Origin of the sequence: Psychroserpens luteolus (assembly GCF_021032705.1) — a bacterium.
Lineage (GTDB): Bacteria > Bacteroidota > Bacteroidia > Flavobacteriales > Flavobacteriaceae > Psychroserpens > Psychroserpens luteolus.
This window is the reverse complement of sequence record NZ_JAHVXI010000005.1, coordinates 26,193-47,222: the sequence shown is the minus strand read 5'-3', so window position 1 is coordinate 47,222 and position 21,030 is coordinate 26,193. Positions and strand designations below refer to the sequence as shown.

18 protein-coding genes are annotated in these 21,030 nt (G+C 33.2%); 13 read left to right on the top strand and 5 right to left on the bottom strand.

Annotation, left to right across the window (positions count from 1 at the left end; all coding sequences use genetic code 11):
* The first annotated feature begins 39 nt into the window (after positions 1 to 39).
* From KWG70_RS12840 to KWG70_RS12820, 5 genes are all read left to right on the top strand, one after another.
* Positions 40 to 993: a GNAT family N-acetyltransferase gene (locus tag KWG70_RS12840; RefSeq protein ID WP_230936443.1), complete on the top strand. Its 954-nt coding sequence runs from the start codon at positions 40 to 42 to the stop codon at positions 991 to 993.
* Positions 986 to 2,089: a DegT/DnrJ/EryC1/StrS family aminotransferase gene (locus KWG70_RS12835; RefSeq protein WP_230936442.1), complete on the top strand. Its 1,104-nt coding sequence runs from the start codon at positions 986 to 988 to the stop codon at positions 2,087 to 2,089. Before KWG70_RS12840 ends, KWG70_RS12835 begins: the two co-directional genes overlap by 8 nt.
* Positions 2,090 to 3,394, top strand: a complete 1,305-nt coding sequence (locus KWG70_RS12830; RefSeq protein ID WP_230936441.1) for an O-antigen translocase — start codon at positions 2,090 to 2,092, stop codon at positions 3,392 to 3,394. It abuts the gene before it with no gap.
* Positions 3,395 to 3,403: 9 nt separating this feature from the next.
* Positions 3,404 to 4,891: an oligosaccharide flippase family protein gene (locus KWG70_RS12825; protein WP_230936440.1), complete on the top strand. Its 1,488-nt coding sequence runs from the start codon at positions 3,404 to 3,406 to the stop codon at positions 4,889 to 4,891.
* Positions 4,892 to 4,991: 100 nt separating this feature from the next.
* Entirely contained in the window at positions 4,992 to 5,639 is a 648-nt protein-coding gene (locus KWG70_RS12820; protein ID WP_230936439.1) for an acyltransferase, read from the top strand.
* Here the strand turns inward: KWG70_RS12820 and KWG70_RS12815 are convergent, their stop codons facing one another.
* A complete protein-coding gene (locus KWG70_RS12815) occupies positions 5,640 to 6,779 on the bottom strand; it encodes a glycosyltransferase family protein (protein WP_230936438.1) in 1,140 nt (379 codons plus the stop codon).
* A gap of 92 nt (positions 6,780 to 6,871) precedes the next feature.
* Here KWG70_RS12815 and KWG70_RS12810 point away from each other — a divergent pair, with 92 nt between their 5' ends.
* Both KWG70_RS12810 and KWG70_RS12805 read left to right on the top strand, forming a co-directional pair.
* Complete coding sequence (locus tag KWG70_RS12810) at positions 6,872 to 7,672, top strand: glycosyltransferase family A protein (protein ID WP_230936437.1); 801 nt, start codon at positions 6,872 to 6,874, stop codon at positions 7,670 to 7,672.
* Positions 7,662 to 8,057: a sugar 3,4-ketoisomerase gene (locus KWG70_RS12805; RefSeq protein WP_230936436.1), complete on the top strand. Its 396-nt coding sequence runs from the start codon at positions 7,662 to 7,664 to the stop codon at positions 8,055 to 8,057. Before KWG70_RS12810 ends, KWG70_RS12805 begins: the two co-directional genes overlap by 11 nt.
* Here the strand turns inward: KWG70_RS12805 and KWG70_RS12800 are convergent.
* The gene (locus KWG70_RS12800) at positions 8,042 to 8,965 is read right to left on the bottom strand and encodes a glycosyltransferase family 2 protein (RefSeq protein WP_230936435.1); all 924 of its coding nucleotides are present in this window, start codon (positions 8,963 to 8,965) and stop codon (positions 8,042 to 8,044) included. The two genes, KWG70_RS12805 and KWG70_RS12800, sit on opposite strands and share 16 nt — an antisense overlap.
* Positions 8,962 to 9,852 carry a glycosyltransferase family 2 protein gene (locus tag KWG70_RS12795; RefSeq protein WP_230936434.1) on the bottom strand — a complete coding sequence of 297 codons (891 nt, stop codon included), beginning with the start codon at positions 9,850 to 9,852 and terminating at the stop codon, positions 8,962 to 8,964. Before KWG70_RS12795 ends, KWG70_RS12800 begins: the two co-directional genes overlap by 4 nt.
* Positions 9,853 to 9,885: 33 nt before the next feature.
* Here KWG70_RS12795 and KWG70_RS12790 point away from each other — a divergent pair, with 33 nt between their 5' ends.
* Positions 9,886 to 11,565, top strand: coding sequence for a right-handed parallel beta-helix repeat-containing protein (locus KWG70_RS12790; protein ID WP_230936433.1), 1,680 nt, complete (start codon positions 9,886 to 9,888; stop codon positions 11,563 to 11,565).
* Here the strand turns inward: KWG70_RS12790 and KWG70_RS12785 are convergent.
* On the bottom strand, positions 11,562 to 12,245 hold the full coding sequence (locus tag KWG70_RS12785) for a cell division ATP-binding protein FtsE (protein WP_230936432.1): 684 nt from the start codon (positions 12,243 to 12,245) through the stop codon (positions 11,562 to 11,564). The two genes, KWG70_RS12790 and KWG70_RS12785, sit on opposite strands and share 4 nt — an antisense overlap.
* Before the next feature lie 220 nt (positions 12,246 to 12,465).
* On the opposite strand from KWG70_RS12785, the gene KWG70_RS12780 reads away from it, so the two are divergent.
* The 3 genes from KWG70_RS12780 to KWG70_RS12770 all read left to right on the top strand — a co-directional run bounded on the left by KWG70_RS12780 (position 12,466) and on the right by KWG70_RS12770 (position 18,920).
* Complete coding sequence (locus KWG70_RS12780) at positions 12,466 to 15,489, top strand: tetratricopeptide repeat protein (protein ID WP_230936431.1); 3,024 nt, start codon at positions 12,466 to 12,468, stop codon at positions 15,487 to 15,489.
* A 4-nt stretch (positions 15,490 to 15,493) separates the two neighbouring features.
* Positions 15,494 to 17,212, top strand: coding sequence for a porin family protein (locus tag KWG70_RS12775; RefSeq protein WP_230936430.1), 1,719 nt, complete (start codon positions 15,494 to 15,496; stop codon positions 17,210 to 17,212).
* A 91-nt stretch (positions 17,213 to 17,303) separates the two neighbouring features.
* Positions 17,304 to 18,920 (top strand): amidohydrolase, encoded by a 1,617-nt coding sequence (locus KWG70_RS12770; RefSeq protein ID WP_230936429.1) that lies wholly within the window; start codon positions 17,304 to 17,306, stop codon positions 18,918 to 18,920.
* Here the strand turns inward: KWG70_RS12770 and KWG70_RS12765 are convergent.
* Positions 18,901 to 19,608: a class I SAM-dependent methyltransferase gene (locus tag KWG70_RS12765; protein WP_230936428.1), complete on the bottom strand. Its 708-nt coding sequence runs from the start codon at positions 19,606 to 19,608 to the stop codon at positions 18,901 to 18,903. The two genes, KWG70_RS12770 and KWG70_RS12765, sit on opposite strands and share 20 nt — an antisense overlap.
* A gap of 20 nt (positions 19,609 to 19,628) precedes the next feature.
* Here KWG70_RS12765 and KWG70_RS12760 point away from each other — a divergent pair, with 20 nt between their 5' ends.
* Both KWG70_RS12760 and KWG70_RS12755 read left to right on the top strand, forming a co-directional pair.
* A complete protein-coding gene (locus tag KWG70_RS12760; protein ID WP_230936427.1) occupies positions 19,629 to 20,123 on the top strand; it encodes a YkgJ family cysteine cluster protein in 495 nt (164 codons plus the stop codon).
* A 6-nt stretch (positions 20,124 to 20,129) separates the two neighbouring features.
* Positions 20,130 to 21,029, top strand: a complete 900-nt coding sequence (locus KWG70_RS12755; RefSeq protein ID WP_230936426.1) for a hypothetical protein — start codon at positions 20,130 to 20,132, stop codon at positions 21,027 to 21,029.
* Position 21,030: the final 1 nt, after the last annotated feature.

Below are 21,030 nucleotides of genomic sequence, written 5' to 3'. Positions count from 1 at the left end.
ACGCAATTTAAGAACTTAACTTATGCATATTTAAAGTTGATGCATTTAAAAATTTCAAAATATAGTAAAAGTCATAATATCATTTGGGATGTGTTTATTGCTAATTCTAGCAATGCCACATTTTTATTTCATCGCGATTTTATGGAATATCATCAAGATCGTTTTGATGATTTCTCCTTGTTGATTTTTGACAACGATGAACTTTTAGCTGTTTTCCCTGCGAATATGTCAAATGGTGTAGTGCATTCGCATCAAGGGTTAACCTATGGAGGACTTATTTTTAAAGATGCCCTTAATACCAATCAAAAAGATGAGATATGTGCTGAAGTTATTCAGTATTTAAAAGCTCATAAGGTAAAATCTCTAATTGTTAAACCTCTGCCAGAATTTTACAATTCTAAATCAGAAGAAGTACATAACTTTTGGCAAAGACATAGCAGTAGTAGTGTGATAACACAACATATTATTTTAGCGGTTGATTATAACTCAGACTTTAAGATTCACAAAACAAAGCTCAAACGGTTTAACAAATTAAAATCTAAGGGATTCATCATCAAAGAAAGTCCAGAAGAATTGAGTGTATTTTGGAATGAGGTTCTCGTCAATCGCCTAAATGACAAACACAACGCTAAACCAGTACATAGCTTAACCGAAATAGAATACTTGAACAGTAAGTTCAAACAAGAAATACGTCAGTACAATATCTATCGTGATGATGAGGTATTAGCTGGGATTACCATTTTTAAAAAGGGTGACGTTGTAAAGTCTCAATATGGAATGGCTTCTGCTATTGGTGAAAAATTAAATGCCTTGGATATGCTTTTTGTATATTTAATATACCTATTTCGAGATGAGGGATTGAACTATTTTTCGATGGGAACAGTTAATGATAATTCAGAATTGGGTTATAGCGAAGGGATGCTAAAACAGAAACAAGAATTGGGTTGTCGTATATTTACACAAGACATATGGAAAATAGACATTAATGATTAAATTTTTAGACTTAAATAAAATCAATGCTAGATATGAGGACGTATTTTTATCTCGATTTAAAACGTTTTTAGATTCTGGATATTACATAAAAGGTTCTGAAGTAAAACAGTTTGAAAAACAGTTTGCAGCTTATTGTGGTGCGCAGTACTGCATTGGAGTAGGTAATGGTTTAGACGCACTTATGTTAATCTTTAAAGCCTATATAGATCTAGGTAAATTAAATAAAGGAGATGAGGTTATTGTACCAGCAAACACCTATATCGCATCAATTTTATCTATAATTAACACAGGTTTAAAGCCTGTTTTTGTTGAACCAGATGAAGCTACATTTAATATAGATCCGTCAGAAATAGAAAAGCATATTTCCGTAAGGACTAAAGTCATTTTGGCTGTTCACTTATATGGTCAGTTGGCTGATATGACCGCAATAAATGCTATAGCCAAAATTCATAATTTGTTGGTTGTGGAGGACGCTGCCCAAGCTCATGGAGCATTATCAATTTCAGAAGGAAAAAAAGCAGGTAATCTTTCACATGCAGCTGCTTTTAGCTTTTACCCAACTAAAAACCTTGGAGCCCTTGGTGATGCTGGGGCAGTAACAACAAATGATACAGAGCTAGCACATTATATTTTATTATTACATAACTATGGGAGTTCAAAAAAATATGTCAATGAAACCATAGGTGTCAATAGCCGATTAGATGAATTGCAAGCTGCTTTTTTAAATGTTAAGTTACATGATCTTGATGAAGATAATAAAGTCAGACAAGGTATAGCAAAACGTTATTTGGATGGTATAACTAATACAAAAATCAAGTTGCCATTTTATGATCTATCTGCCAATCATGTGTTCCATGTATTTGTTATTCGCGTACAAAATAGAGAGGATTTTATAGACTATTTAAATAAGAAACAAATAGGTTATTTAATTCACTATCCTATAGCGCCTCACCACCAAAAAGCACTATTGCCATTTAAATCTTTATATTTGCCGTTAACAGAGGCCATTCATGAGACTGTGGTGAGTATACCAATGAGTCCAGTAATGACTACTGACGAGATTGAAACAATTGTTAATGCCCTAAACCTTTATTAATTGAAAAACTTAATAAAATACATTAATACTAATGTATTGTTTAAAGTTGCGCATCTTAACTCGGCAACTATTGTTACCAAGATCATAGCTGGCATTTTAACATCAAAAGCTATTGCTATTTTTATTGGTGTAGAAGGCATGGCGCTTATAGGAAACCTTAGAAACTTTCTAAGTGCGGCACAATCGGTATCTATCTTAGGATTTTATAATGGTGTTGTTAAGACTATAGCTAAGTTTAAAGAAGATAGTGTTAAGCTAAGTCAAACCTTATCAACAGCATATTATTTGTGCTTTTTTTCAACGATACTTGTATCGTTTCTCACGTATTATAATGCACAATACGTAAACGATTTCTTATTTTCTTCCAATTATAATTTTGCATATATCATAAAAATAATGGCTTTAGCATTGCCATTCTATGCATTAAATATGATGAGTTTTTCAATAATGAATGGGTTTTCTAATTATAAAATGTTGCTCATTATAAATATTATTGGTCAAATTTTAGGCTTACTTATTACCTTACTCTTAATCTACCAAAATCATATTGATGGCGCTTTAATAGCTGCTGTCGTTGCGCCTTCGCTCATATTTCTGATTACTTTGGTTGGAATTATGAATCGAAGAAATTTGATGACTTATATCAAAGCAGATCATATAAGCTTTACTATTTTGAAATCGTTTGGTCCATATGCAGCAATGGCATTAGTGACTGCAATAGCTTTGCCAATTATTTCAATTTACATTCGTAACTATATCATAGCCGAAGTTGGTATTAAAGAAGCCGGTTATTGGGAAGCGATGAATAGAATATCTGATTATTACTTGATGTTCATTACTTCTATTATTACGCTTTATATAGTCCCTAGATTTAGTGAGATAGACAGTAAAAAAGAATTTAGAAAAGAAGTATTTGGATTTTATAAATCGGTGATGCCTATTTTTGGTTTGGGTTTGCTCTTGCTTTACTTTTTAAAGCCATTCATAGTGCCACTTATCTTTTCTGATGAATTTAAACCTGTAGAACATCTATTCTTCTGGCAACTTCTAGGTGATTTTGTAAAAGTATTGTCTATTGTTATCGCTTATCAATTCTTAGCCAAGAAAATGTTTACACACTTTATCATAATTGAAGTGTTCCTTGTAGTAATGCTATACATATCTAGTATCTATCTTATTGATGTTTTTGGTGTTGAAGGAGCAGTTATTGGGCATTTTTTAAGCTATTTAATGCACTTTGGAATTGTATTGCTTATTTTTGGTTCATCCCTATTTGGGATAATTACTGAAAGTTCTAAAGAGTGATAACAGGTAATGCCTAAACATAATAGAGACTATACGAATATTTTAAAATCTACTTCTCTCTTTGGAGCAGTGCAAGTATTTAGTATTTTAATTTCTATAGTTCGTTCTAAAGTCGTAGCACTTTGGATAGGACCCGCAGGTATGGGAATTATTGGTCTTTTATCTTCGACATTGAAAGTCGTTGGAGAAGTCACCCGATTAGGCTTAGACACCACAGCCGTTCGTGAAATAGCGTTATCTGATAATCAAGATGATCATAATCAAGTATCTGAGGTTGTCGCTACGATTCGAAAAGTAGTTTGGTTTACAGGATTGCTAGGTGTTGTCGTAACTATTATACTTTCTCCATTATTAAGTCTGTTAGCATTTGATAATTATGAGTATACTATCGGGTTCATCTGGATCTCGTTATCTTTGCTCTTTAATCAATTATCATCAGGACAGCTGGCATTGTTACAGGGTTTTAGGAAACTAAAATTGTTGGCTAAAGCAAATCTTCTTGGAAATTTTATTGCGCTCTTAGTAAGTCTGCCATTATACTACTTTTTTAGATTGGATGCTATTGTTCCAGTAATTGTACTCTCGTCATTAGCAGCTTTAAGTGTGAGTTGGTTTTACAGTAATAAACTCAGTTTTGAAAAAGTAAAACTTTCAAATAAAGACGTTTATTTAAAGGCAAAAGGCATGCTGGGCTTAGGTTTTATGTTGAGTGTAAGAGGGACTATTACTCTAGTAGCGGCATATGTTTTTCAGTTATATCTAAGTCATGCTGGAGGTGTGGATGAAGTAGGGTATTATGTAGCAGGTTTTATGATTATGAATTCTTATGTAGGAATGGTTTTTAATGCCATGCAAACGGATTACTTTCCAAGATTATCAGGAATTGTTTCTTTTGAAGACAAAGTCAATTCAACTGTTAGTCAACAGGCAGTTATAGGCATTTTAATTATTGGTCCTCTAGTTGTTGGCTTTTTATCTTTCTTACCAATAATAGTAAAGGTCTTATATTCAAACGAGTTTCTGGTCATTACTGGTTTTATATCTTGGGCTATTTTAGGAATACTATTTAAAACCCTATCTTGGTCAATGGGGTATGTGATTTTAGCAAAAGGAGATTCGAAATTATTTATTAAAACAGCGGTATTTTTTAATGCTTTGATGTTAATCTTTAATATTTTGGGATATTATTTTTATGGATTGGAAGGTTTAGGAATTAGTTTTTTAGTGTATTATATATGTCATTTTTTAGGAATGAAGATGGTTACAGGTAAATTTTATAAATTAAAGCTTAGTACTGAACTAGTGTCAATTTTTATAATCATGTCATTTTTGGCCTTAGCGACGTTTTTTACAACATATATAAATACCTTATTATACAAGTATATATTATATGCGGTTTTAATTGTAATGTCTATAACTTACTCCTATGTTGAACTTAATAAAAGAGTAGATCTTTTTGCTATCATAAATCGTTTTTTTAATAAGTCCGATGATTAAACTTTTAAAACATATTTATTTTTATTTCTATTCGATTTATAAAAAAATCAGGTTCTTTTTTTCTGTAAATTGGATAAAGACATTGTATTTTAATTTTAAAATGCTGCCATTTAGACAAGCAAAAAAATTGCCTTTCTATTTTTATGGAAGCATTAAATTTTCTAGCCTAAAAGGTTCGGTTAAAATAAGTGCTCCAATAAAAAGAGGAATGATTGGCTTTGGTCAGCAATATGAGATGAACACCAGATCAAAGGGTATTGCAGAACTATATCTTAGAGGCCGTATGGAATTTAATGGTTTTGCACAATTTGGTAAAGACAACTTCATATATATCAAAGAAGAAGCTAAATGTGTTTTTGGTAATATGGCATCTATAGGAACTAGTGGGAAACTCATTTGTACAAATTCAATTGTATTGGGCAATTATGCAAGGTTTGGTTCAGAATGCCAAATCATAGATACCAATTTTCACAAGCTAATTGATGTTGAAACCAAAGAAGCATTTAGACTCTCTTCTCCGATTGAAATTGGAAATTATAATTTTGTAAGTACTAGAGTAACGGTTTTATCAAAAACCAAGACACCAGACTATTGCACCATTGCTTCAAATAGCTTGTGTAATAAAGATTACATTGAACTGGGGAACAATATTCTTATTGGCGGTGTTCCAGCTAAGCTCCTCAAAACTGATATCACAAGAGATTGGGAAGGGGAAAAAGATAGAATGGATAAACACTTGATAGTTTAGCTAATTATTATTCCAGGTTTCTAAATAACGTTTAGTAACCTTTAATAAGTTGTGCTCTTTTTCAATAAAACGACGGGCATTTTTAGAAATTATTTCAATCTGTTCAGGATTGTTAATTAACCACTCTAAGTTTTTAACGAGACTGTTTACATCAGGTTTTGCATTTATAGCAACCGTATTTTTCTCTAACCCATAATGTTTAACCCATTCTTTTTCTGCTCCGGTAAACACGACTTTCCCTTTGGCCATCGCTTCAAGTGCATTGTAACCTTGATCGTATCCGTAAGCTTGATCCAGTAAGATATGACAGTCATCGTAAAGTTTAATATACTGTTCGTACGGAATACTATATGTGGTTTTAATTTCGACCTTGTCGGCATACTTTTTTTCTATGATTTTTAATGCCTCTTCGAAGTAGATATTACCCTTCTTTACAATGGCGCTTTTATTGACGCCATGAAAAATTTTAATTTTGCCATCAGTTGTAAACGGAATGTATTTTATCTTTTCAGTATTTATAGCGTTAGGGATTAATCCTAAATATTTGGGATGTCCCACTAAGGGCAGATGATAGTCCATATCTGTTGCAATCACACCATTGGCATGTTCATAAATAAAATGATGCAAACGTGTAAACTCAGAATTTAAATATTGAAGCTGAAATTTATAAAGTTTGTATAACGACCTGTCTGCCAAATAAGGGCTCATTATACTATACCTAAACTTGCCATCCATCATAAATTTCATACATTGATGATCAATACCACAAGACAATAAGAATAATTTTTTATTGTGCTTAAGTAGGCGCTTGATAAATCGTTTTTCATATTTGGCTTGAATAACCAAAGGAGATTCATTGATAAGCTGGACAACATCAAAGCCTTTCATTTTTTTGAATTTATAAACAGCTTTTAAATAGATCTCTAGCGAGCCTAAATCGACAGATGTTAATTTATAAAAGGCAACTTTAAGTTTTCTGAGAAAAGGTTTATGAAACGAATGATCGAGAAATAGATCAACAGGATAGTTTTTGAAGCCATCACCGTTTCCTACTATAACAACTTCGTGTCCTAATTTGGTAAGTCCTTCTTTTAAAGAATTATGAAGTCTACTATATTCCCCAACCAACAATATTCGCATAAAAAATATTACTTTTAAGCAAAAATAAGAATTCCCCTAACATGGTAAGGGTTTAGCTAATGTCATTACAAATTGAAATTTTAATATCGACTATGTTTAAAGAAGATTTGAGCTTCTTAGAACCTATATTTCAGCATAATGATATAACCGATTTTGATATCATTATTGTCAATCAAACCACAGAGGATAAATTCTTGACATCTGAGAATCCCAAAATAAAAGTGATTAATTCTTTAGAACGTGGATCACCTGCAAGTCGAAATTTAGCCATTCAAAACGCTACTAAGGATATTTGCTTGATGTCTGACGATGACATTGTATATCAACCCAACTTACGAGATACTATTGTCACTGCTTATCAAAATTTTACAGATGCAAGTATGATTTCTTTTGAAGCCATAGATGAAGAGGGTAAACCTTATACTACGTATTATCCAGAGGGAAGACACTCTAAAGATTCACTCAAAAGAATTTATACATGGGTCATTACATTTAGACGATTGGCGTTTAAAGATGCGCAAGTGTATTTCAATCATTATTTTGGAGTTGGATCGGTCTTTAAAGGCGTTACAGAATATGTATTTTTGAGAAACGCTTATGATAAAGGTTTACCAATGCAGCATGTGGCGAAAACAATTGTTATGCATCCTAATGAAAGTTCAGGACGTCGAATGGGCGGTGATAACGCCATATATGCAAGAGCAGCTATGCATCAACGGTTTTATGGTAATTTAAGCTATCTTTGGCTTATTAAGTATATCTTTTTTCTCGTAAGATGCCGTTTTATCGGGATTGGCGATATTGCCTATAAATTTTCGGTAGGAATTAAAGGCATTAAGATGTACAACACATTGAAGTCTCAGGGTAAAATAGACCAATTACATGAATATTAAAATAATTGACATTCCCAAAATTACTGATCCTAGAGGGAACCTTGCTGTTATTGAAAAGGATACAATTCCCTATCCTATAAAGAGAGTGTATTATTTATATGATGTGCCCAGTGACGCCTATAGAGGTGGACATGCTCATAAGAATCAGATTGAGTTTTTAATTGCATTGAGCGGAAGTTTTGAAGTTGTTCTTGATGATGGTGTGAATAAGAAAAAAATCATGCTTAATAAACCCGATAAAGGATTACTTATACCTACTGGTATTTGGAGGGAGTTAGAGAATTTTTCGTCTGGAGCAGTATGCTTGGTTCTAGCTTCTGACGATTTTGATGAGTCTGATTATATTAGAAATTACGAAGATTTTAAATCTTATAAAGACTTGTAGTATAGCTTTTTACCGCTTAAACTTTTAATGCTTAAAAGGAAATTAATCGCCCACTTAGGGAGTTTCAATAACAGATTTTGTTTCCAGTTGAGATTTTTTACGTCAATATCAGCTTTGTAAAAGTCAAACGCCTTTTTATCATCATATAATTTACTGAAAATAGCCAAAGTGTATCTGTTTCGGTCTAAATATTTTTTCAAATAGATATTCTTTTTTTCTTCTTGGTAGTAGTTGTCATATTTAGGCTTGCCTACGACACTACTGATGCTGTTTGATAAACTATTACGATCATAAACGTAATGCACCAAAATTTTAGTGATGAACACTACAGGATGATGTAAACCTAATCTAACCCAAAAGTCAGTATCCTCTCCAGAGGTGTAATTCGTGTCAAAATTTCCTATAACATCTAAAATAGAGGTTTTAAAAACGACACTAGAACCCGATAGTATAGCATGCTTGTTACTCGCTTTAAAGAAATCTAATACAAGTAGGTCTTCATAAGCCTCAAAGCCATATGAAACAGGAGCAATATTATCATCATATTTGTGAGCAATAGCACACGAGAATACAGATTGATTTGGATGCATTTTTATAGCCTTGTTCATTTGCTGTAAAAAGGTATTCTCCCAAAGGTCGTCACCATCTAAAAGTGCAATAAATCTTCCCTTTGCTATGCTCATCCCTCCATTTCTAGCTTCGGATGCCCCAAGATTATCTTGGTTAATGACAGTAATTCTAGAATCCTCAAATTGATGTATGACGTCTAGACTATTGTCGGTAGAGCCATCATTTACTATGATTATTTCAAAATCATCAAAGGTTTGATCAAGTACAGAATTAATGGTGTTAGCCACGTGCTTTTCCTTATTGTAAACCGAAATGACTATTGAAAAAAAAGGATTCATGAGTTTAAATCTTGATAGCAAATGTAACTCAATTTATATAATTGAAGCATAAGCATACTTGGTTTTTGACTCAGCAAATTGGATGTTAAACGGCTTTTAAATTTTTTGAATAGCCACGAAAATAAGCTATTTAATCGCCATTGTTTTAAGGTTCTAAACACAACAATTAAACTATTCTCAGTAGTGTTGATTAACCCTTGATTATCCAATTTCAACAAGGTGTCTACAGATTGTTCTACTTTATTTAAATAGGAAGTATTGGATTCTAAACCTAAGTGAAACACTTCATTATCAATGTGACATATTTTCGATTTTTCAGTTTTTAAAAGCGATCCGAAATAATTATCATAGCCATAGCCTTTATAGGTGATTTTTGAATTGATGTGTTTAAATACTGATGTTCTTATGAGAAAATTTGCCGAAATGGTAATCTTATAAGGCTTCTTGTTTCTAATATCAGCTTTCACTTGCTCTTTGGATTGTCCATAAGTCCAGCGCAATACAAAATCTGGTTGAGGTGCTTCTTTTTTGTAAGCAAAACTGCCATATACTGCATCATAATCCGAAGTCAAATACGTCAAATAATTAGATACAAACGTGTCTGAAGTTGGTAATACATCAGCATCCAAAAATAAGAGCCAATCAAACGATGCTTGAACTGCCAATGCATGTCGCGTAGCCACTCTTCCCTTGTTACTGGATGATACATGATAAGATGTATGTGCGAGTTGTTGTATTTCAGAATTGATGGAACTTATATCTGCTTTAGAACAATCATCAATACAAATGATCTCAAAGCTAATTTGTGCAGACGTCAGTTGTTCATGAAGTGTATTCACGAGCGGCCTAATATCATAATTATAAACAGGGATAAGTACAGATAGCATGCTAAGATCTTATTATCCAAAAATACACTTTTTATGGTATTAACTATTTTGAATGTCTATTTTTGGTACAGTAATTGGAAATACTTGTTTATGATACAACGATTACTCTATATTTTGTTATTCTTAGTTGGGCTTTCTGTAAATGCGCAACAGGAATTTCATGTTTTTCCTAAAGATCATAAAGAAACACCTGGTACAACTAATGGAACTGGTGCAATAGATGATCCATGGGATCTTCAAACGGCATTAAAACAAAAGCCTAAAAGTGTTAATGCTGGTGATATTATTTGGTTGCATGAAGGTATCTATAATGGGAAATTTGTGAGTACACTTAGATGTTTAGAGCCAAATAAATATATTACAGTTTCTGCTTATAAAAATGATAAGGTTGTTCTCAACGGAAATGTGAGTTCGAACAAGAAACATGTGCTTGAAGTACGTGGACAACAAGTTATTTATAAAAATTTCGACATTACATGTTTGGGAGATTTTTCTAGAAATGGGGAAGATCCAGACTTTGTGCGTATTAATGGGTTAGAGCATTCCATTGGTGAAGATTGTCAGTTTATAAATCTAAAAATCTACAATAATCCAGGTCTTGGTGTTGGGTCATGGAAGCACACAGGAGGAACTATTTTTAATGGTTGCTTGATTTATAATAATGGCTATATGTACAGAGGAAAAGGTGTTGGAGAAGGTGTGTACACCCAAAATAATAGTGAAAAAACAAGAGTGTTTGAAAATTGTATCATTTTTAATAATTATTATAAGGGCATTGAAGTATGGTCGGCCAATAAAAGAGCTAAGGTAGAATACGTCAAAAATTATCAGTTGAGAAGTAACGTCTTTTTTAATAATGGTTCACCTGCTGGTAGGACTAAAGATAATTTGATTGTGGCATCTGGTGATAGAAATGGGATTAACATTGCAAAGAATATCAAGGTGTTAAATAATATTTTGTATCACAATACTAATGTGGCTAATGCTCAAGTTGCTGGTGATGGTGCATCCTTGACACTAGGATTTCATAAAAATGCACCTATTGAAAATGTGACTGTGAAAAACAACATTATTATTGGGAGAAATAACGGGCTCCGAATTTTACATGCAAAATCATTAACCTTCGAAAATAATAAAGTGTATTGTGGTTATGTACATATGCAACCTTCAGTTTTAGAACATATATCGAAATGGAAGTTGAAAAAGAACACCTATTATACTAAAAACAATACAGGATTTAGGATTTTAAAACATGACGATTATGATTTGAAAACCTGGCATTCAAATTTTGGTTTAGACGGAAATAGTAAATCTAAAAGTATCACACAGTTTGATATGAAAACTGTCACTAGTGTTGTGAGATATAAACATCGCGACAATACATTTAAAGTTGTTATACTTGATAAGGAAGGTCAATCTGTTTTGGCCGATTTTTCAAAAACTGGTCTGGCAGCTGGAATGGTCTACACTATTTATGATGTTGAAAACTTAAGTTCGGTTCTAAGTACTGGGACACTTTCCGAAGACCTTAAAGTAATGCTTCCAATGCAACAGACTGCATTTGAAAAACCACTTCATAATACTAAGGCCAATAAAACCTTATCTAATTTTGGCGTGTTCATTGTCGAATTTGAAACACAGGAGATAGCTGAAGTATCTACCAAAAAAAAAGATAATGCTTTTAAACGTTTTTTTAAGTGGCTAGGGTTTTAGCCTTTACGCTGTACAACTTCAAACACTTTGTTTTCGTCGCACTTTAACGTCTTACTTGGATATTTCAGTAATAAGGCATAATCGTGAGTGGCCATCAAAATAGTATTTCCGTTCTTATTGATGTCAAGTAATACTTCCATGACTTCGATACTTGTTTGCGGATCTAAATTACCTGTAGGCTCATCGGCCAGAATCAATTCAGGATCATTTAATAATGCCCTAGCAATAGCAATACGCTGCTGTTCTCCTCCTGATAATTCATGCGGAAATTTAAAGCCCTTGGTTTTCATGGCTACTTTATCTAAAACAGTTTCAATACGTTCTTGTATTTCAGTCTTGTCTTTCCATCCTGTAGCTTTTAAAACAAATTCAAGATTACCATTGATGGTACGATCAGGTAACAATTTAAAATCCTGAAAAACAATACCCAATTTTCGTCTTAAAAACGGAATGTCTTTTTCTTGCATTGTTCTCAAATTGTAATCTACAATGTGACCTTCACCTTCAGTAAGTTCTAAATCGCCATAAAGCGTTTTCATAAAGCTACTTTTTCCGCTTCCTGTCTTACCAATAAGATAAACAAAATCCCCTTTATTCATTTCAAAATTCACATCAGATAATACCATGCTATCCCCTTGGTAGATAGATGCATTTTTGAGTTGTAAAACAGTTTCAGACATAATGTTTGGTGACAATTTAATAGAAATGTAAATGTATTATAAAAACTAGCAACTACCAATAGCCAAAAACTAAATTCTAAATTGCTTTAGATAAAACGTAAAGTGTAACAGAATCTTGCCTAAACAGTCTATTTAATAAGTCCGTGTATAATTATAGCACGATTGTTGCGTTATAGGTAGGAGATAAATTATCTTTGACATCAATTAAAAATCGAACTTAATGACTTTCAGAAAAATAAGTTTTGTACTTAGCTTTTTGTTATTGGCTTCTTATTTGCAAGCCCAGCAAACAGCTGCATATACTAGTGATCTAGTCGACTATCAAAAAGCACTCACGCTCTATAATAATAAGCAGTATCAAGCAGCTCAATCTATGTTTGAAGCTATAAAAAATGATGCGCCAAATGAAACCGTAGAGTCAGAATGTGCCTATTATATTGCCAACTGTGCAGTGCGTTTAAACCAGAAAAATGCTGATGATCTTATTCAGGAGTTTGTGGATAATTATCCGACGAGTACCAAAAGAAATACGGCATTTTTAGATGTGGCCGATTACTATTTCACAAATGAAAAGTATGCCTATGCTCGAAAATGGTATGATAAAGTAGATGAAAATAGTGTATCGCGTTCCGAACGTGATAAATTTAATTTTAATTATGGTTATGCTTTGTATTCTACTGGAGACGAAACAGGAGCCAATAAGTATTTAAACCGAGTAATTACATCAAAAAAATACGGCTCACAGGCTAAGTATTATATAGGTTTTATGGCTTATGAAGGTGACGATTATGACAAGGCCAATGAGTACTTTGATCAAGTTAGCGATCAAGAAAAATACAAAGAGAAACTGTCCTATTATCAAGCCGATTTAAACTTTAAACTCGGTAAATTTGAGAAGGCGATTACCTTAGCCAAGGAGCAATTAGACAATAGTAGCCCAAAGGAGAAATCTGAACTCTCCAAAATTATAGGAGAAAGCCATTTTAATTTAGAACAATACACCCAAGCCATTCCATATTTAAAAGATTATAAAGGAAGACGCGGCAAATGGAACAATGTCGATTATTATCAGTTGGGTTATGCTTACTATAAGCAAGACGACTTTGAAAGTGCTATTTCTGAGTTCAATAAAATTATTGGAGGTAACAATAGCGTGGCACAAAATGCTTACTATCACTTGGGTGAGAGCTATATTAATTTAGATAAAAAACAAGAAGCATTAAATGCTTTTAGAAACGCTTCTCAGATGGATTATGATTTGAAGATCCAAGAGGATGCATGGCTAAACTATGCTAAGATTAGCTACGAGATTGGTAACCCTTATCAGTCGGTTCCGCAAGTGCTAACAAGTTATCTAGATAAGTATCCAGATACGAGTTACAAAGAAGAAATAGAAACCTTATTGATAGATTCTTACATCACTTCAAGAAACTACAAAGAAGCCATAAAGCTTTTAGAGAATAAACGAAGTTTTGAAAATCGTGTGGCTTATCAAAAAGTAGCATTTTACAGAGGTATTGAGGTCTATAATGAGGGCGATTATAACGAAGCAAAAGCCTTATTTAATAAATCAATAGATGAAGCCAAAGATCCTGTTTTTACAACAAGAGCAACATTTTGGAAAGCTGAAACAGATTACCATTTGAATAATTTTGATGAGGCACTTATTGGTTTTAAACAATTCATGTTGCAAAGTGGAGCAGAAAATGTAAATGAAATTAATAATATCGATTATAACATCGCCTATACCTATTTTAAACTTAAAGATTATAATCAGGCCACAGCGAGCTTTCAAAAGTTTATCGCTAACCATAAAGATGATAAGCTACGCTTAAATGATGCTTATCTCAGACTTGGAGATGGACATTTTGTGTCTACCAATTATAATAAAGCTATAGCTGCTTATGATAAAGCCATTGGAATTAACGAAATAGAAGGAGATTATGCCTCTTTTCAAAAGACAATGAGCTATGGTTATGTTGGTCAAGGCTCAAAAAAAATTCAAGGACTGCAATCGTTTATCGATGATTTTCCTAGATCTTCCTTACGAGATGATGCCATGTATGAGTTGGCAAATTCGTATGTAAAATCAAATGAAACAGATAAGGCGATGACGATGTATGAACGACTTATATCAGAATATAGAACAAGTGTTTTTATCTCAAAAGCCTTATTACGTCAAGGGTTATCATATTACAACGCTAATGATAATGAACGTGCCTTGCGTAAATTAAAAAAAGTAGCCAATAATTATCCGTCTACAGGTGAAGCTAATCAAGCGGTTTCAACCGCACGACTCATCTATATTGATCTTGGTCGTGTAGACGAATATGCTGCTTGGGTTAAAACCTTGGATTATGTTGATGTCACAGATGCAGAGTTAGATAATACAGCCTATTTAGCTGCAGAAAAGCAATATTTAGATAATAATACCGATGGCGCAATTCGTCAGTTTAATAAATATTTGAATGAATTTCCAAATGGAATACATGCGTTAAAATCACACTTTTATGTTGCCGAGTTGTATTCGAAAAAGGAATTACCTGAGAATGCCAGGCCACACTATGAATATGTGGTGAGTAAACAAAAAGGCGAATTTACCGAGCAATCGATAGTGAAATTATCTGAGATCTATTTAAATGCATCAAATTGGGATAAAGCCATTCCGTTACTTAAACGATTAGAATCAGATGCCGATTATCCTCAAAATGTTACGTATGCACAATCTAATTTGATGAATGCTTACTATCAAAGAGAGAACTATACTGAAGCTGTTGACTATGCTGAAAAAGTACTTCAGAATTCAAAAATCGACAATAAAGTAAAGAGTGATGCGCAGATTATTATTGCACGTTCGGCTATAAAAACAGGAGACGAAAACAAAGCTAAAGACGCTTATGCAAAAGTTGAAAAAATTGCTACCGGAGTTGTAGCTGCCGAAGCCTTGTATTACAATGCCTATTTCAAACACAAAGAAGGGAAGTTTCAGTCGTCCAATACAACAGTTCAAAAATTAGCTAGAGATTATAGCAGTTATAAATACTATAGCGCAAAAGGATTAGTTGTAATGGCTAAAAACTATGATGCCTTAGGAGATGCATTTCAAGCGACTTATATCTTAGAAAGTGTCATTACCAACTTTGCCGAATTTGATGATGTAGTTGACGATGCTAAAGAAGAATTGAATAGAATTAAAGCCGAAGAAGCCAAGACAAATGCCTCTGTCGAATCCGAACAAAATTAGAACTATGCAAAACAAATTTAAATATATCGTCTTAGTCATTTTAGCATTAAGCGTTACAAGGACCTTCGCACAAGAGCGAGAAAAAGATACGATTGATACTGATGTGGTAAATGTGGTTAAACCATATACACCAAAGATTTCTGATGCGTTTAAAATTAAAGAAACGCCATCATTAAACGATTCTACCACAACAAAAAAGAAGGAAATCAAGTATAATATTTTTTCAATACCTGTGGCATCAACATTTACACCTGCAAAAGGAAAGGCTGCAAATGTCGATAAAGAAAAGCCTGTAAAATTGTTCGATAATTATGCTTCTTTAGGTGTTGGAACCTATACTACGATTCTTGGTGAAGTCTACCTTAATCATGCCTTAAGTAATTCGGAACGAGTAGGTGGATATTTTAGTCATCATTCATCTGCTGGTGAAATTGATGGTGTGAATTTCGATAATAATTTTTCGGAAACTGCCTTAAATGCACATTACAGTCAGAAACTCAATGACTACTCATGGAAAGTTGAAGGTGGTTTCCAATTGCAAACCTTTAATTGGTATGGTGTTCCAGACCAAAGTATTCCAACTTTTGATGTCGATCATTCATTTTACACAGCTAATTTTGGCGGAAATATCAATTTTGAAGATGCCATTATCAATAGAGGTAGTGTGTTGTATAGACGTTTTGGTGATAATCAGGATTCTGGTGAAAACAGGTTTGTTTTAAAATCAGAATTTGATGTGCCTATAAATGATGAGGTAATCAATACGGAAGTGACTATCGATTATATTGGAGGTTCATTTGATAGAGCTTACTTTAATACCAATGAGTTAAACTATAGCAATGTCAATTTTGGATTGGCACCAAGCTATCAAATAATACAAGATGATCTTACAGTGAATTTGGGTGTTAACTTGGTATATCTTAATGATACTGAAGCTAGTGATGGTAAGTTTTTTATCTATCCTAATTTTACCGCGAGCTATCGTTTAGTTGACGAGTTGTTAATTGCTTATGGAGGCATAGAAGGTGGATTGATTCAAAATTCATATTATGATTTTGCACAAGACAACCCATTTGTTTCTCCAACCTTATTTATCATTCCAACAGATCAAGCTTATAACGTGTCTCTTGGATTAAAAGGAAGACTTTCCAATAGTGTGAGTTATGATATTAGTGGTCATTATTTAGCCGATAATAATCGTGCTTTATTTAAAGCTAATCCAGATGCAGGTGTTGATCGTGAGAACTATCAATATGGAAATTCTTTCGGAATAACTTATGATGATGTGACTACTTTTTCAGTGGCTGGAGCATTAAATATAGATGTGAATAGAAACTTTAAGTTAGGTCTGAAAGCTGAATATTTCGCCTATGACACAGATAATGAAGCCGAACCTTGGAATTTACCAGATATTAAAGCCTCTGCCTTTTTAGATTATCAAATTAATAGGCATTGGTTTGCAGGCGCTAATCTATTTTTTATTGGAGAACGAAAGGATGAATTTATTACAGGCGTTGGTACATTAACACTTCCAATACGGGAAACAATTACCTTAGATAGCTATTTTGATCTAAACGCTCATTTGGGCTATCGAATTAACGATCAATTGTCGGCATTTGCTAAAGCAAACAATATCGCAAACCAAGACTATAACCGTTGGTTAAATTATCCAGTACAAGGCATTCAGTTTTTGGCTGGAGCGACGTATCAGTTTGATTTTTAAAATATAGAATTAATAAATACAAAAAGCATTCAACTTCTAAACTTAGAGATTGAATGCTTTTTGTATTTTTATACGTCTAAACATATTAACTATGAAAAAACTAACCATTCTTTTACTTTTAATTGTGTCTTACTCCTGTTCAAAAGAACAGCAAACTGTAGATACTATTATTGTTAATGCTAATGTCTATACTGTTAATCATGATTTTGCCAAAGCCGAAGCTTTTGCCATTAAAGATGGAAAATTCGTTGAAGTAGGTACCACCGAAGCGATTAAAGCGAAGTATAGTTCAGAACATGAAATCGATGCTGAAGGTAAAACAATCGTTCCTGGACTTATTGATGCACATTGTCACTTTTTAGGATTAGGGTTTAACCAGCAAGCAGTAAATCTTGTAGGAACAAAAAGTTTTGAAGACGTTGTTAAACGTGTTTTAGATTTTCAGAATAAAAATAATGTCTCATTCATAACAGGACGAGGTTGGGATCAAAACGATTGGGAAGAAAAGAAGTTTCCAAATAACACACTGTTAAATAAAATGTTCCCAGATACACCTGTCGCTCTAACACGTGTTGATGGTCATGCGATATTGTGTAATCAAGCTGCTTTAGATTTAGGGAAAGTTACTATTGATAGTAAAGTTGAAGGAGGAGAAGTTGTGATTGAAAACGGTAAGCTTACAGGAGTTTTAGTAGATAATGCCGAAAATTTGGTCATGAATTATTGGCCTAAACCTACACGCGATGATACTGTAAAAGCGTTAATGGCAGCTCAAGATATTTGCTTTGATTTAGGATTAACTACGGTTGATGATGCAGGACTTAGTCAAGCTTCAATTGAAATTATTGATAGTTTGCAACAAGCAGGAGATTTAAAAATGCGAGTGTATGCGATGGTGTCGTTTTCAAAGGACAATGTAGAGTATTACACAAAAAAAGGAATTATTAAAACCGATAGATTGAATGTACGTTCATTTAAGTTTTATGCCGATGGCGCTTTGGGATCACGTGGAGCCATGCTAAGAGCTCCTTATAGTGATAAACCAAATCATTTTGGATTATTGGTAACCGATTTAGAAACGTTCAATGCTTCGGCTCAAAAAATTGCAGATTCAGAGTATCAAATGAATACACATGCCATAGGTGATTCGGCAAATCATGCGGTTTTAGAAACGTATAATAAAGTCTTAAACGGCAAATCCGATAGGCGTTGGCGTGTAGAACATGCGCAAGTGGTTTCACCAGAAGATTTCAACCTCTATAAAAATGTCTTGCCATCCATTCAACCTACACATGCGACAAGTGATATGTATTGGGCTGAAGATCGTTTAGGAAGTGAACGTGTTAAAGGCGCTTATGCTTATAAACAACTGCTCAATGCCTACGGAAAGGTGGCTTTGGGTACCGATTTTCCTGTTGAGCAAGTAAGTCCGTTTTTAACGTTTTATGCAGCTGTAGCACGACAAGATTTAGAGCAATTTCCTGAAGGAGGATTTCAAAAAGAAAATGGTTTGACCAGAGAGGAAACTTTAAAAGGAATGACCATTTGGGCTGCGTATTCTAATTTTGAAGAGAACGAAAAAGGGAGTATAGAACAAGGAAAGCTAGCCGATTTTATCATTTTGGATAAAGATATCATGACGGTTAATGAAAATGAAATTCCTAATATTAAAGTAGAACAAACGTTTGTTAATGGAGAAGAGCAGTAATTTTTACCAAGTAATCATAATGATTACCATCCATAATTTTTTCGCATTGCAAACCTACAGATTCACAAGCCAATTGTAAACGATCAAAATCGAGATATAGCCATTTCATTGGAGTTTCATCTTCGTCTTTATAACTCAAAAAATAATCTAATTCGCCATAATAGTTAGCATTGGTGTCAATCCATAAGCCACCATCGTCATCTTCATACATGTATTTTATATCTGAAGAATCTATTAAAATCTGACCTTCCGAATTTAAAAGTGATTTTAAATGTTTCAAATAGGTTGGAACTTGAGATAGCTCTTGAAAAATACCAGTCCCATTCATTAAGAGTAAAATGGTATCAAAGGTGTTAGTTTCATCTAGAATTGCTTTCAGTTCTATATGCTTAACGCCTCTAGCTTTTGAGACGGCAACTGCACCTTCAGAAATATCAATGGCTTTAACATTAAACCCTTTCTCCTGTAAGTATAAACTATGGCTTCCAGAACCACAACCAACATCTAATACAGTTCCTTTGCACAATTGCAAGGCCTTTTGTTCTAGTTTTGGCATTTCAGAATAGCTTCTAAATAAGTAAGGAAGTGGCAATTCATCTTCACCCGAAATATTAGTGGATGTGATGAGGTCTTCGGTATAATTATTGGTGTGATAATCTAGTAAGGCTTTCCCAAAAAGGTCTTTCATAAAAGTAGTATTTTTGTGTTATGCAAGACCTGATAAATCATCTTCCAAAACTCGCCAAAGATAAGCATAAGGAAAATAAGACATTCTTTACAAAGCTTAAAAAAAAGCCGCCTAAGCAATTAGATTATCTTATGCAAGAACTTCATGAGGCAGAATTTGAACGTACAGACTGCCTAGAATGTGCAAACTGTTGTAAAACTACAGGGCCTTTATTTACACCTAAAGATATTGAGCGCATCGCTAAGTTTTTTAAAATGAAACAGCAACAATTTATAGATACATACTTGCGTTTGGATGAAGAAAATGATTATGTATTGCAGTCTGTGCCATGTACATTTTTGGGAACAGATAATTATTGTTCTATTTATGAAGTGAGACCAAAGGCTTGTCGTGAGTTTCCACATACAGACCGAAAGAAATTTCAACAAATATCTAATCTTACACTAAAAAATGTAGCGATTTGTCCTGCAGCATTTCATATAGTTGAAGAAATGAAACAACGCATTAAACTATGATTTAATATGAAAAAAATTGTATTGATTTTATTATTAACTTTTCCTATTCTTGGTGTCTCTCAAGAAATAGATTGGTATACATCTCTTGACGCAGCAAAGCGATTGGCACTTATTCAAGACAAATTAATTCTTATGGTTTGGGAAGAATCTACACTATATCCAGAGCCAGTTAAAATAAGTAATGATAGAGGTGGTAGCGTTGTCATTGAAAATATGTTCAAAAACGAATATATTAATAATTTAATTTGGGAGCATTTTATTCCAGTAGTCGTAAATGAATCGCAGTATACAGAACTTTATGAAGAGATAAAAGGCAAGCGCAGTAAAAAGTATATTGATAAATTTAATGATGATTCTATTAAAATTTTAGATGCCAATGGCACGATAATTAACAGGATTGTCGTGTATGATAACTTCTTTCTAAATATGACAACTTTTGTTGAACGATATGCTTTAAACACGTCTATTTTAAAAGGAGAACTGACTAATTATTCTAAACAAAAAGACTTTTATACCACATTTCGTTTGGCTTCTAAATATATAGATTATGGTATTTACGTGAACAAAGAGGTTAGGGCCGAAATCATCAAAGTGTCTTCAATATATTTAGATGAGGCTAGTACCTATTTAAACGACACAATAGAAAATAAGCAGGCTTTACTTCAAAGAATGGATTTACTAAGAATAAAACAAAGTCTTGTACTAAATAAGCCTCGAAAAGCATTGCGACAGCTTAAACGTATGGATCCTTCTGAGATTATAGAAGCAAATACTGAGCTAGTTGATTTTCTCTATTACACCGCTTATGGATTACTTAAAGATGAAAAAAATGCTAGTACCTTGAGAAGTAAACTTTCTTTAGTAAATTTGAAAAAAGCAACTCAAATCATTAACAAGAACTTTTAGA

Bases quoted from the DNA above. Each gene is read 5' to 3' on its own strand.
- KWG70_RS12790 (WP_230936433.1), top strand. From the start codon at position 9,886: ATGGTATTAACTATTTTGAATGTCTATTTTTGGTACAGTAATTGGAAA.
- KWG70_RS12755 (WP_230936426.1), top strand. From the start codon at position 20,130: ATGAAAAAAATTGTATTGATTTTATTATTAACTTTTCCTATTCTTGGT.
- KWG70_RS12810 (WP_230936437.1), top strand. From the start codon at position 6,872: ATGTTTAAAGAAGATTTGAGCTTCTTAGAACCTATATTTCAGCATAAT.
- KWG70_RS12820 (WP_230936439.1), top strand. From the start codon at position 4,992: ATGCTGCCATTTAGACAAGCAAAAAAATTGCCTTTCTATTTTTATGGA.
- KWG70_RS12785 (WP_230936432.1), bottom strand. From the start codon at position 12,245: ATGTCTGAAACTGTTTTACAACTCAAAAATGCATCTATCTACCAAGGG.
- KWG70_RS12835 (WP_230936442.1), top strand. From the start codon at position 986: ATGATTAAATTTTTAGACTTAAATAAAATCAATGCTAGATATGAGGAC.
- KWG70_RS12775 (WP_230936430.1), top strand. From the start codon at position 15,494: ATGCAAAACAAATTTAAATATATCGTCTTAGTCATTTTAGCATTAAGC.
- KWG70_RS12770 (WP_230936429.1), top strand. From the start codon at position 17,304: ATGAAAAAACTAACCATTCTTTTACTTTTAATTGTGTCTTACTCCTGT.
- KWG70_RS12805 (WP_230936436.1), top strand. From the start codon at position 7,662: ATGAATATTAAAATAATTGACATTCCCAAAATTACTGATCCTAGAGGG.
- KWG70_RS12840 (WP_230936443.1), top strand. From the start codon at position 40: ATGCATTTAAAAATTTCAAAATATAGTAAAAGTCATAATATCATTTGG.
- KWG70_RS12825 (WP_230936440.1), top strand. From the start codon at position 3,404: ATGCCTAAACATAATAGAGACTATACGAATATTTTAAAATCTACTTCT.
- KWG70_RS12760 (WP_230936427.1), top strand. From the start codon at position 19,629: ATGCAAGACCTGATAAATCATCTTCCAAAACTCGCCAAAGATAAGCAT.
- KWG70_RS12780 (WP_230936431.1), top strand. From the start codon at position 12,466: ATGACTTTCAGAAAAATAAGTTTTGTACTTAGCTTTTTGTTATTGGCT.
- KWG70_RS12815 (WP_230936438.1), bottom strand. From the start codon at position 6,779: ATGCGAATATTGTTGGTTGGGGAATATAGTAGACTTCATAATTCTTTA.
- KWG70_RS12765 (WP_230936428.1), bottom strand. From the start codon at position 19,608: ATGAAAGACCTTTTTGGGAAAGCCTTACTAGATTATCACACCAATAAT.
- KWG70_RS12795 (WP_230936434.1), bottom strand. From the start codon at position 9,852: ATGCTATCTGTACTTATCCCTGTTTATAATTATGATATTAGGCCGCTC.
- KWG70_RS12800 (WP_230936435.1), bottom strand. From the start codon at position 8,965: ATGAATCCTTTTTTTTCAATAGTCATTTCGGTTTACAATAAGGAAAAG.